The organism is Vibrio sp. JZG10, assembly GCF_054064075.1.
The window spans coordinates 175,919-188,592 of record NZ_JBSUGE010000008.1 but is presented as its reverse complement, the minus strand read 5'-3'; the positions used below and the strand labels follow the sequence as shown (position 1 = coordinate 188,592).

At 43.9% G+C, this 12,674-nt stretch carries 13 protein-coding genes; 2 read left to right on the top strand and 11 right to left on the bottom strand.

Going from position 1 to position 12,674, the window contains the following annotated elements:
- Positions 1-12 precede the first annotated feature (12 nt).
- From mnhG to ACWYVB_RS11330, 9 genes are all read right to left on the bottom strand, one after another.
- Entirely contained in the window at positions 13-306 is a 294-nt protein-coding gene (gene mnhG / locus ACWYVB_RS11370; RefSeq protein WP_005392605.1) for a monovalent cation/H(+) antiporter subunit G, read from the bottom strand.
- A complete protein-coding gene (locus ACWYVB_RS11365) occupies positions 306-584 on the bottom strand; it encodes a cation:proton antiporter (RefSeq protein WP_203347549.1) in 279 nt (92 codons plus the stop codon). Before ACWYVB_RS11365 ends, mnhG begins: the two co-directional genes overlap by 1 nt.
- Positions 577-1,053, bottom strand: coding sequence for a Na+/H+ antiporter subunit E (locus ACWYVB_RS11360; protein ID WP_005392607.1), 477 nt, complete (start codon positions 1,051-1,053; stop codon positions 577-579). Before ACWYVB_RS11360 ends, ACWYVB_RS11365 begins: the two co-directional genes overlap by 8 nt.
- Positions 1,050-2,546: a Na+/H+ antiporter subunit D gene (locus ACWYVB_RS11355; protein ID WP_203347550.1), complete on the bottom strand. Its 1,497-nt coding sequence runs from the start codon at positions 2,544-2,546 to the stop codon at positions 1,050-1,052. The genes ACWYVB_RS11360 and ACWYVB_RS11355 overlap by 4 nt, the downstream gene beginning before the upstream one ends.
- Entirely contained in the window at positions 2,543-2,896 is a 354-nt protein-coding gene (locus ACWYVB_RS11350; protein ID WP_006741070.1) for a Na+/H+ antiporter subunit C, read from the bottom strand. The genes ACWYVB_RS11355 and ACWYVB_RS11350 overlap by 4 nt, the downstream gene beginning before the upstream one ends.
- Positions 2,896-5,565, bottom strand: coding sequence for a hydrogen gas-evolving membrane-bound hydrogenase subunit E (mbhE, locus tag ACWYVB_RS11345; RefSeq protein ID WP_317410404.1), 2,670 nt, complete (start codon positions 5,563-5,565; stop codon positions 2,896-2,898). The genes ACWYVB_RS11350 and mbhE overlap by 1 nt, the downstream gene beginning before the upstream one ends.
- Before the next feature lie 166 nt (positions 5,566-5,731).
- Positions 5,732-5,923, bottom strand: coding sequence for a hypothetical protein (locus ACWYVB_RS11340; protein WP_005392611.1), 192 nt, complete (start codon positions 5,921-5,923; stop codon positions 5,732-5,734).
- Between the two features lie 110 nt (positions 5,924-6,033).
- Positions 6,034-6,969: a universal stress protein gene (locus tag ACWYVB_RS11335; RefSeq protein WP_317410403.1), complete on the bottom strand. Its 936-nt coding sequence runs from the start codon at positions 6,967-6,969 to the stop codon at positions 6,034-6,036.
- A 396-nt stretch (positions 6,970-7,365) separates the two neighbouring features.
- Entirely contained in the window at positions 7,366-8,085 is a 720-nt protein-coding gene (locus ACWYVB_RS11330; RefSeq protein WP_046875926.1) for an SDR family oxidoreductase, read from the bottom strand.
- Between the two features lie 135 nt (positions 8,086-8,220).
- Between ACWYVB_RS11330 and ACWYVB_RS11325 the strand changes: the two genes are divergently transcribed.
- Positions 8,221-9,129: a LysR family transcriptional regulator gene (locus ACWYVB_RS11325; protein WP_074190705.1), complete on the top strand. Its 909-nt coding sequence runs from the start codon at positions 8,221-8,223 to the stop codon at positions 9,127-9,129.
- 93 nt (positions 9,130-9,222) lie between these two features.
- On the opposite strand, the gene ACWYVB_RS11320 is transcribed toward ACWYVB_RS11325, so the two are convergent.
- Positions 9,223-9,996, bottom strand: coding sequence for an AraC family transcriptional regulator (locus ACWYVB_RS11320; protein ID WP_317410402.1), 774 nt, complete (start codon positions 9,994-9,996; stop codon positions 9,223-9,225).
- Between the two features lie 99 nt (positions 9,997-10,095).
- Between ACWYVB_RS11320 and ACWYVB_RS11315 the strand changes: the two genes are divergently transcribed.
- Entirely contained in the window at positions 10,096-11,232 is a 1,137-nt protein-coding gene (locus ACWYVB_RS11315; RefSeq protein ID WP_317410401.1) for a multidrug effflux MFS transporter, read from the top strand.
- 116 nt (positions 11,233-11,348) lie between these two features.
- On the opposite strand, the gene ACWYVB_RS11310 is transcribed toward ACWYVB_RS11315, so the two are convergent.
- Positions 11,349-12,452, bottom strand: a complete 1,104-nt coding sequence (locus ACWYVB_RS11310) for an alpha/beta hydrolase (RefSeq protein WP_317410400.1) — start codon at positions 12,450-12,452, stop codon at positions 11,349-11,351.
- Positions 12,453-12,674 lie beyond the last annotated feature (222 nt).

The window sequence follows — 12,674 nt, the reverse complement described above, 5'->3', positions numbered from 1 at the left end:
CGACGCTAATGGTTAATCATTGCGCCAAATCTTATATCCGACCTCTCGCATTGCTCTTCCGAGTAGGTGGGAGGCAACTGGCGCAGTGAGAACGATAAACAACATCGTACCGATAACCCGAGAGATCACAGTAACTTCAGGGAGTGAGAAGGCAACCGCTAGTAGTAAGCAACTAACTCCAACGGTACCGGCTTTGGTTGCGGCATGCATTCGGGTATATAGATCTGGCAACCGCAACACACCTAAACTAGCGCTTAGGATCAATAACGTCCCTAAACATAAAAACAGCCCAATCAACACATCCATTATTCTCTCTCCTTCCTTTTAACGATCAAACGCGCAAATGCGATTGTGCCAAGAAATGCGACCAAACCTAATGTAATGGCGATATCTAACAAGGCATCCTCACCACTGTCTAAGGTGTAAACCGTAATAAAACCGATGGTGATAAATGAAATCAAATCTAACGCCACAACTCGGTCAGCCAGCGTTGGTCCTAAAATTAAACGGAAGAAAGCCATAACAAAACTGAGTAATAGCCCTGCATAGGCAAAAGTGACACTTATTTGCAGCCAGCTACCCACGCGTCACCTCCAAAATTCGATGCTCTAATCCGTTTTTAATTCCACGAATAACTTCTTCATGCTCAGGTGCAAACATGGCGTGAACGATAAGATGCTTTTTATCAGGCGTAACATCCAAACTGAGTGTGCCCGGTGTTAAAGAAACCATATTCGCAAGTAAGGTGATTTCAAGGTCGGAATCGACGTCCAAAGGGACATAGACGATATCTGGCTGGCTCAAATGCGTTGGCGTCACGACATCCCACACGACTCTTGCAACCGATATGATCATTTCATAAGCGAAGTACACCAGTAACTTTAATGCCGACGCAAAACGTCGAAAGTAGCTGGTTTTTAATCCAAATGGTTGGCTCAACCGTAAGGCAAAAAAACCGACCGTAAATCCGACAATAAAATTCAAACTCGAATAGCTGCCGTTTAACATCATCCATGCTAATGCTAAGAAAAGATTGAGGAATAGATAGATCATGGATTTCCTCCCAATACCGCTCGAATGTATTCATTCGGATTTAACAGTTGTTCAGCAGCTTGAACAGAAAACTGATAAAAAGGCTCCGCCACAAAGCCTATGACCAACGTGAATATGGTCAATACGGCAATTGGAACGCAATACAACCAATGTACTTTGACTTGCAGAGTCTGTTCTGTTTTCTCCCTAACCAGCTTTTTCCAGAATGCCTCACTCCAAATTTTCGTCATCGAGTAGACGGTAAGCAGCCCCACCAACAGCGCGGTACCGGCTAACCAGTAATATTCAGCCTGTAAACTCGATTTGATCACCAAAAATTTGCCCCAGAAACCAGAGAGCGGCGGAAATCCTGCCAGAGAAAACGCAGGGACAAGAAACAAGAACGCTAACCAAGGCATTGCTTTATATACCCCGCCCAAATGTTCAAGTTGACTAGAGCCATATTTGCGCTCAATAAAGCCACCGATTAAGAACAAATTCGCTTTTACAATGATGTGATGAACAATGTAGAAAATAGCGCCAGCCAAAGCTAAAGGAGTGTAAATCGCTAATCCCATTATCATGTAACCTATTTGGCTAATGATGTGAAAAGAAAGAATTTTCTTAATGTCGAATTGACTTGCCGCCCCCAAAACGCCCGTTAACATGGTGAGGCCAGCAATCCAAATCAACGTCGGCTGCCAACCACTCTCGGCGAGCGGAAATACTAATGTGAAGACTCGTATTAACGCGTATACGCCGACTTTAGTAAGCAACGCAGCAAACAGCGCAACCACACCACTTGGTAAGGTGTGATAAGAAGCTGGCAACCAAGCAAATAAAGGAAATAGTGCCGCTTTGATAGAAAAGGCAAACAAAAACAAGGCGGACAACATCATGTTGATGCTCAATTCGCTCTCTCCCGCTTTGGTATAGAGATCGGCCAAGTTCAAGGTGCCCGTAGCGCCATACAACAAACCGATGGCAAGTAAGAACACTAGCGTCGAAATCAGGTTCAACATCACATACTTCACTGCCCCATCAATTTGAGTTTTCGTTGCATCTAATACCATTAAACCAAATGACGCGATGAGCATGACCTCAAACCAAACATACAGATTAAAAATATCTCCGGTGAGGAACGCGCCATAAACACCAGCAAGCAACACGTGCGTCAACGCATGGTAATTGCTATAGGAAGGTTTTCGGTGAAGGTCCGCCATGGCATAGAAAACACATATCGCACCAATCACTGCCGTAATCATCACCATGGCAACGCTGAAGTAATCTGCGACAAAGACGATACCAAACGGTGCTTGCCACTGGCCAAAAGCAACGGCTTGAATACCATTACTTATGATGTTTTCTGTGAGAAGGCCTGCGACAACAAGGTTCAAAATCGCACTCGCGCCACTTAACCACTCAGCACTTTTTGTTGAGCGACGTACAAAGAAAATGGTCAGCGCCGTACTCAATGAAAGAACAACAGGTAACGTCAGCAAAATCGAACTCATTGACCCTCCTCAGAACGTTGCATTTCATCGACGTCTGCGGTTCCAGAATCTTTATAAGCTCGATAGAACAACATTAAAGCAAAAATAAGTAGCCCAAAACCGATGACTATCGCAGTTAAAATCAGTGCTTGAGGTAATGGGTTTGCCGCGCCATCTGGTGGCAAAAGTGCATTATCACCAATCAATGGCGGCTCTCCAGGAGTCAGCCTTCCCGCGGTAAAAATAGCAAGGTTAACCGCACTACTGAGTAACATGATACCGAACAAAAGACGCAAGATATGCTTTTCTAGCATTAAGTAAACGCCTGCGGCAACAAGTATTCCAACGACAACACTCCAGACTATTTCCATTACTCTAGCTCCTCATTAATACGAAGCAACATTCCCATCACGCCACCTATAACGGCAAGATAAACACCAACATCAAAAACCAACGGCGTACCCAGTGGTATCACATCTTTCCACCACAACCCGGTTAAAAACGGTTTATCAAACGCAAAGCTCAAAGCACCAGATATTAAGCTCAATGCGATGCCAGATAACGCAATGAAAAACGGCTTGAAATACAATCTAGAACGAACGTATTTCGGTGATTCCGCGAACATGAGAAGCGATAAGCCAATAACGGCAATCAATGCACCAATGAAGCCACCACCCGGTTCGTTATGACCACGTAATAACAGATACACTGAGAACACGAGCATGAGCGCCGCAACGATATGTGCCGTGGTTGCAAAAATTAATGATTGAATACGGTTTTGCTTTTTCGCTCTTGTCTTAAGCAAGCTCACTGCTGCAATCCCAGCAATGACAACGACGACAACCTCTCCCAATGTATCGAACGCACGAAAGTCGACGAGAATGACGTTGACAATATTGCGCCCATGCCCGCCTGGGACACTATTTTCCGCAAAGAAATCCGACACCGATGAATCCATCGGCTGGGACGTGATTCCTAACAAGAGGAAAGTAATCGAAACACCTATCACGCCCGCTATACAAACATTCGCCACTTTGCGTTTTATTGAATGCTTGGGCACGGTGGTTAAACGCGGCATATGACGCATTAACAATGCTAAAAAGACCACCATTAATGTTTCCACTAACAGTAAAGTCTTCGCGACGTCCGGAGCGCTGTAGATCATAAAAACAAGCGTGGTCATAAAGCCAATCATACCTAGCGCAGAAATCGCAAGAAGCCTTGAGTGAGACAACGTACATACGATCGCTGCACCAATCAGCAATAAGGCAATGCCAATTTCATAGAAAGCCACGTTTGAAAGCTGTTCAAACAAAGGCAGAGGAATAAATGCTACCTGACCAAGCAAAGCGACGGCGAGTACCGTGAAAAATAGCAGAACATAACGACTCAACTGCTTTTGCTGCAACAGCGCCGTTTGCCACTTCGCCAGTGTCATCATGCCATCTAATAGTCGTTCAAAAGCGTTCTCCGCTTTAGGTACGAACAGATGTAACCGCTGAAAAAATGCAGACACAGTAGGATAAACACGGTACACCACATACCCCAATACTAGCGTGATAACGCTTAGGACCAGCGGTACATTCACACCATGCCATAATGATGTCGCTTTAAGAGCAGCTGTGGGCAGAATGTCAGCAGAGCCCGGAAAAATGATATTGCGATCTAACCAATTTAAACCGACTAACGGAACGATGAGACTGCCAAGTGCCAAGAGTAAAGGTGAAACCCACATAGCCTTTTGGGCCTCAATCGGCTTCGTTTCAATTGGCACGAGATCACGGTGAGCAAAGAATGGTCTCGCAATAAGCATAATAGTTAGCGCAACCATCAGTATATTCACGATTAAAAGTACAAAGGCGATCCAGTTATTGAGCTCTACGGCGGATTTGTACATGTATTCTTTGCTCAAAAAGCCTAACAACGGCGGAAACCCAGCTTTCGACAATGCAGCCAAACTCCCCGCAACCATGCTGATGACGAGCACTGACTTCAAGCCGTACAGTTGATCGATATCTCGTGTTCCTGTCGCTTTGTCGATATTGCCCACCACCATAAACAGCGCTGCTTTATAGAAAGAGTGAGCGAGAATAAACATCAATACTGCACTCACGGCCAAATCTGTGCCCATACCTAACAATAATGTTAGTTTCCCCAAAGCCACGTTCGTGCTGTAGGCTAGCATCAGCTTCAAGTCAGTTTGTTTTAATGCGACAAACGTGCACCAAACGGCGGTGATACTCCCTGTGATCACTAAGGCATAAAACCAAACCTCGCTATGAGCATAAACTGGCGATAAACGTGCTAACAAGTAAATGCCCGCCTTTACCATTGTTGCCGAGTGTAAATACGCACTGACTGGAGTGGGCGCTGCCATCGCGTTAGGTAGCCAAAAATGAAACGGGAACTGCGCAGATTTAGTAAATGCACCAAGTAGTATGAGCACGAGAGATGGGATAAACCATTCATGCTGCGCAATAGTGTCTGCCTGCTCGATAATGGTATTTAGCTCATAACTCCCTGCCATTGCTCCCAGCAAGATAAGACCAGCTAGCAACGCTAGCCCACCAGCACCTGTAACGATCAACGACTGCAGTGCATTTTTTCGTGACGTTTTGTTTTCGTGATTAAAACCAATCAGTAAGTAAGAAGTGATGGTGGTGAGTTCCCAGAAAACAAATAACAACAGGATGTTATCGCTCATCACAATCCCTAGCATGGCAAGCATGAATAGGGTTAGGTATAAATGAAAGGAAAATCGGCTATCACTCTCTCGTAAGTAAGCCAAAGCGTATATTTGGATCAGTGCGCCAATCCCGCTGATCAGCCCGGCAAAAAGGAATGACAGACCATCTAACCTAAAGCTGAAGTTAATATCGAGGCCAGGTATCCATTCCGCATTCCAGCTTACGCCTGCGGGTGTGTAGATGTAAAAAAGAAAAGAGAAGATTAAAATTGGCAGCACAGGGAAAATCAGTAAGACCAACTGATTATCGAGATTTTTCGGCAGGTTTTCTTTACCCGTTATGCTATTCAACATCGCAGCCCATTCATTTTTATAAGAAAGTTCGCCCTATTTGGCGCAAAGATAAAAAGCTCCACTTGATTGTTTTAGCCCAAGTATTTCAAAAAAGATCATAAAACCAAGGGATAAGTAGCAAACAGCAATCACTGAATGCTACTTAAAGGAACGTTAATACAAACAGCTACTTGCTGTCCGCTACGGTGTAAGAACGTAGATCACTACTTACGTGTTCTCGACTGAATGTGTATGGATTATCGTCATCAGTTAACTCGAACGCATCGTAGGTGCAGTCACCGATATCATTTCTCGGACAAACATAAACGTTCGAACGTTCTATCATTTCTGTGTGGCATTTCGGGCATAGGTTTTTCATGTCACTCTCCTCTGATAACTTATTGATACACTGATAATTCCATGTTCTAGAACTCCGTCTCCCTCCTTTACCTAAAACAACCACTTAAACCCAGGTTTGTTACACACCAATTACTGAATCGGCGATACAAAACCATCGGGCTTAAGAGCGACCAAACTACAGTTTATAGATTGCAAAATGTTTTCAGCCGTATTACCAATGACGTAGCCAGATATCCCTGTTCTCGCTAAGGTACCCATGACTAGAACGTCCACTTCTATGCTTTCTACGTAATCCGGGATTTTTTCATCAGGCTTTCCGTGTAAATGATGAATCACAATTTCACCCGTAATCCCCGACTCTTCCAGCAGTTGTTGTAGAGCTTGTTTATGATCGGCTTTTGCTTTGTCGAGTTCATGTTTCAACTCAGCATCGTCGACTTGAATCCAAGCATTGTCATGTAGGTAGTTCTCTAAGTAATATTCCCAGCAAGAAATCACATGTAAACGACTGTCACAGGTGTCGGCTATTGAACGAGATAATTCAAGTAAACGCAACGCTAATGAGTGCTGTTCATCGCTCGCCGTTAACGGATCTATAGCAACAGCCACACGGCGTTTGTCTCTCGGCTTATCAATCGGTCGGTGTAACCATAATGGACAAGGACATTTGCGTAACAGTGTCATATCAATGGCTTTGAAGCCTTCAGCACCTTCACCGAGTGGTTCAGCTTCTTTGATGATAAGATCTTTGTTGTCAGCTAATGCTTCTTTAATGATACAGACAGCGGGTTTTTCACTGCTTTTCACAGTAAGAGGAAATGCCAGATCATCTTCAGAAAGATCGAGCTTCTGTCTGTATTCCTGAATGCTTTGTTTGAGGGAGTCTTGTAGCGATTGCTCATAACTTTGCTGATACTGGAGCATATCCGCGGGGAAATCGGGGCACGCAATTAGCCCTGAAACAGGTACTTTGTTGCTGGATGCGATCCTCATCGCTTGTTCGAGCGCCTCACTATGACCAGGCAATCCTTGTGTTGCAAAAAGTATGTTCGCGAATCGTTTCATACACACCTCCTTGTTTGGTTAAATATTAACCACCCACAAAGTATAATACCTAACGGATAATTGTAACGGCTTGTGACGTTGATGAAATCAATTCTCATTAAGCTATGGATATTGCTTCATTTTGCTTTACGTCACCTTCTCCTTTTCTTTACGACTGTGGCCCGCTGACCCCAATAGAGCTACATACTAAAAATTGAGACCAAATAAAAACCCAAATTACTCAAAGTTTTTTCTCACCTTGAGTAACTTGGGTATAAGCAATAACACACTTAGGCTACGGACTTAAATGGGTAACCTAAATTTTCATACGACTTAGTTGAAAGATGCCATATCAATCACGAATCAGTGTGCAAGTATTCACAGCCCTAATGATCCAGAAGTCGCTGTAAATTAATGTTAAGGTTGCTGTTTTGTTGGTGCCAAAGCAATTTCGCGAACACATACACCTTGCGGTTGCTGATAAGCAAACAGCACTGCTCGTGCAATATCGTCGGCTGCCAACACGCCCCCCATATCCTCTTTCCAAGCATCATAGCCATCTTTAATATCTTGAGACGTAGTATGGGAAAGTAATTCAGTTTCCACTGCGCCAGGTGCAATAGTCGTAACACGAACATTCGATGATGCGACTTCTTCACGTACGTTTTCAGAAATCGCATGAACCGCAAATTTGGTACCACAGTAAGCGGCATGATCAGGAAATGTTTTCTTGCCCGCAATAGAGCTGATATTAATGATCGTACCACTGTTACGCGCTTTCATCGGTGCTAAAACGGACTGCATGCCATTTAGCAAGCCAAGTACGTTCACATCAAACATGCGCTTCCACTCCGATGCGTCCTGAGTATCTATCTGGCCTAGAAGCATAACGCCTGCGTTATTTACAAGTGCATCTACCGGACCATACAACGCTTCTGCTTTCTCAATTGCCGCTTCAAAAGAAGCTTTATCGGTCACATCTACCTTTTCACAAAGCGTATTTGGTAAGTTTAATGCTTCTAAACGTTCTACACGTCTTGCTAACAAAAGAAGAGCATGGCCCTGTTCGCTGAAATGACGTGCAATCGCTTCACCAATGCCTGAACTAGCGCCTGTAATAACAATTAACTTTTTCATTTTGAATCCTTAATAGAACGGTTTACCTCAATGGCGATAAGTTTAAGAAAACTTTGTTTGTTGATATATACCGACCTAGTTGAAACACTGTTGTTATACTGCAACAATACTTTTTTGAATTACGCAGAAGTCATCATGCAAACACACATCAACCTTGCGGATATCCGCTCTTTCGTCCTAATCGCTCAACTAGGAAACTTCACGAAAGCAGCAGAGCAACTTGGCGTTTCTCGCTCACACGTTTCACGTCAAATAACAAATCTGGAACAACAAATTGGTGTTACTTTGCTACAAAGGACCACTCGAACACTGAACCTCACTGAAGCAGGCAAGGTTCTGTATAAACAGTGTGAAACTGCCCTTCACAATATTGATCAAGCTGTTATGGCAGTGGTTGATGATGTAGAAGACTTAAGAGGTGAAATTCGTATCAACTGCGTGGGGGGCTATTTAGGAGAAGACGTTGTCGCAGATATCGTTTCTCAGTTTCTAATCCAACACCCACAGGTGAGCATTAACTTAGATTTCAGCAGCCATCGTGTCGATTTAATCGCGGATGAATTCGACATCGCTTTTCGAATGGGAAAGTTAGACGACTCCAACTTTATCGCTCGCAAACTGATTGATGTGGAAATGGGGACGTACGCAAGCCCAAGTTATTTAGAAACATATGGCTATCCTTCGCATCCAAAAGACTTAGAAAAACACACTTGTTTGACAGGTAGTGTGACACGCTGGGCATTCGAGAACACAAATACAAAGCAGTCAACGGAACACCAGATACGTGGACAGTTACGATGTAAGAGTGGCAGAGTAATGATAAAAGCAGCGTTGGCGGGAAATGGTATCATCCGTGTACCAGCACTTTATTGCCAACAAGAACTCCAGACAGGCAAGCTAAAAGAAGTGTTTACCGACTGGAGCATTCCGAGTGTGGAGTTTTCACTCCTTTACCATCACGACCGACATCAACCAAAACGCATCCGAGCCTTTATTGACTTTGCTACTCAATATTTTCGTCAGCTGCCGAGTAAACACAAGTAACGTGCTCGATAGCATTTCACTATGTGAACCAATATATACGGAATCTATAAAACCCAAATTTGTACTAAAGAAATACGTAAGCATCGTGATGTTTTAAGGTCTAGTTTTCATAAACATTAGCGGTGTTTGCCCAGTTTGCTTTTTGAAAAATGCAATAAAAGCACTGTCTGAAGAAAACTCCAGCCAATCAGCAACGGCGCTGACTTGCATTCCCGTTGATAACAATTCAACTGCTTTTAAGAGCCTCCACTGTTGACGCCAATCTTGATAATTCATACCCGTTTCCGACTTAAATAATCGTGTTACCGTCTTAGTACTTGCCCCCACTTTGTCTGCAAGAGTAGTAAGCGAAGGAGCGAGAAATGAAGGTTCAACCAACTCCCGGCGAAATGTTGTTAAGCGCCGATGTGATGGCAAAGGCAACTGAAACGAATAACGTTTCGCAGCATAAAACTCCTCCCAGAAGAGTGCTGTCGTATTTAGCATCTCGCTGTTAGGCTTATCCCACTCCCAAAATGACATTTTATCAATGAGGGCTTGGAGTAAATTATTCACTTCTATCATCGTGATCTTACTCGGACAGGCAAACTCCTCACAATCAAAATACAAAGATCGATACGCCACCACATTCGTCATCAGTGCGCGATGCGGCGTATTAGGTGGGATCCAAACCGCCTTTGTCGGTGGCAAAATACAAATCGAGTCTTCCAGAGCAAAACTCATACAACCTTGAGGTGCGTACAATAACTGCCCTTTTTTGTGCTGATGCATACCTGAGTCGTGCTTGCCAATATCCGCAGCAATTCCCACTACACAATTAGAAATTTTGTCTGCGTCAAATTGTGTTTTTTCGTTAATAAGCGCCATTTTGTCCGAATGTTGATGTATTTGGTTTTTATGTTGTTATTAGATCAATCATAGCCTCATTTATACTGCCCGCCAACTTCATTAACGATGGGTAACAATATGAATACTAAGCCCTCTTTATGGCTCATGCTGGTTATGTTGATGTTTCCGCAAATTGTAGAAACCATCTATAGCCCAGCGTTGAGCTCAATCGCTCTATCATTTGATGTAAACCACGCACAAGCAGCCCAAACATTGTCGATTTACTTCCTAGCTTTTGCCATTGGCGTTGTAGTTTGGGGAGTTCTCGCAGATAAACTGGGAAGAAGGCCCACCATGCTTATTGGGCTCTTTATCTATGGTTGCGCATCTTTACTCGCAACTCAAACCGAAAGCTTTGCTGTTGTCATGGCTGCGCGAGCCCTGAGCGCATTTGGTATCGCGGTAGGATCCGTTGTCACACAGACCATGCTTCGTGACGCGTTTGACGGCCAAGAACTGAGTAAAGTCTTCAGCTTAATGGGGATGGGTATATCAATCAGCCCGGTAGTTGGCATGCTATTAGGTGGGCAGCTTACAGGGCTTGGTGGATATCGTTATGTGTTTTTTGCCTTATTTTTAATCGCGCTAGTATTGCTCGCTTATAACGTTATTAAGCTTCCTGAAACACAGAAGGAACACACACCAGTGCGGTTGCATCAACTTAGCTTGAAAATGCTAAGAGACGCGCGAATTTGGCGCTCAGCATTATTAGTCGCTTTGTATAACATTGCTCTGTTTGCTTATTACCAACTTGGCGCATTTACTTTCTCAGCACTTGGGTATAACTCCGAACAATTTGGATACAGTGGCATGGTACTGGGGTTAGGCACTCTGCTTGGAAGTTATTTAAATAAATCCCTAGTGTCTAAAAATGTTCGAAAAAGCCAACTACTTTGGCTCTCAGCAGTATTGCTTAGTTTGGGATCAGTCGGTGTGTTGATTCTGAGCCAATCAATCTGGTTTGTTGCTCCAATGATGTTAGTCGTCATGTCGTATGGGATTGCGATACCCAATATACTCAGTGACGCACTCGTTGATTATAAACAACAGGTAGGTAGCGCAGGCGCTTTATTTGGGCTCATGTACTACATCATGATCGGGACGGGATTAGCGATGGCTGGAACAGCACAAAACTTAGGTGTCGTTCTATTAGCATGTAGCTGTTTAGCGATTTTATTAGCGTTTTCTACAAAACAAGTTCATACCGACTTGTGAGTATAATAATGAAATACTCTCCGTAATGGTTCACCGAGAATCTAGAGAATTTTTCAATCAATAGGAACTGAGGAGCACAATAGTAACCGCTCCTCAGTTGTCTTCTAGAGGGCGATCTAAACTAAATTAACCTTAAAGAAGCTCTCTAATTTATCAAATGGGATCACATCCAATTGATCGTAGAGATCCGTATGATTCGCATTTGGAATGATCATCAATTCTTTAGGCTCTGCCGCCGCTTCATACGCCGTTTCACTGAAATAGCGAGAGTGCGCCTTTTCGCCATGAATGAACAACACTGGGCGTGGAGATATCTCTTCAATGTAGGTCAGAATTGGCATATTCATAAACGACAGCGGCGTTGTGAGTGTCCATGCAGCATTTGAGTTAATCGCTCGTGGATGAAAGCCACGTTCAGGAGACTTGTAATAGGCTGCATACTCAATAACAAATTGGGGCTCACCTCCAACTAACTCAAGCGATACTGGCCCGTAAGTAGGTGTTCCATTTTCGGCGTCTTCCCATCGTTGCAGGCTTAGCTGCTCTAACGTTTGCGTGCGCTGTTCAAACGTCGTACTGTCGTTATAGCCTTTAGACATTACACGGGTCATATCATACATCGTACTGGTTGCGACTGCTTTGACGCGTTTATCTGCAGCAGCTGCGTTTAACGCCATGCCGCCCCAACCACATATGCCTATCACACCAATTTTCTGACGATCAACGTCTTTCTGTAGGCCAATAAAGTCCACAGCTGCGCTAAAGTCCTCTGTATTGATATCAGGTGATGCAACGTTTCTTGGTTCACCACCACTCTCTCCGGTATACGACGGATCAAACGCTAAAGTAATGAAGCCTCGCTCGGCTAATGTTTGAGCATATAACCCTGAAGACTGCTCTTTCACAGCGCCAAATGGACCACTAATGACGATAGCCGCAAGCTTGCCACTTTTATTTTTAGGTCGATAAAGATCCGCTGCCAACATGATGCCATAACGGTTTTTAAAACTCACTTTGCGATGTTGAACTTGGTTACTTTTCGTAAATGTTTTATCCCAGGTGTCACCAAGATTTATTTGCGTCTCAGCTTGAACAGAACTCGTTGAGAGCGATCCGACTCCCATAGCAACCACGCTGGCACCCGTCATTTTCATCATATTGCGACGACCTTCATCAGGTTCATCTTGGTAACTTGCTTGATTGTCGTTCTGGCTTTTCATGGTAGACACTCCTAATTAACGTAACACACGATGAGTACAGTACGCGGAGGCTTTATCGCTCCTACTTTACTGACACGTACATTGTTGCAACTTTCGTATTTTTTCGTTAACCAGATACTACGCATTGCTTGCCTAATCTTCCGAAGATTGGTCTAAACCTGCCATAACGGTAAGTGCCTAAGTCAATTAGTCTCAGGGACTCACATGAGCCACTCTCATCGC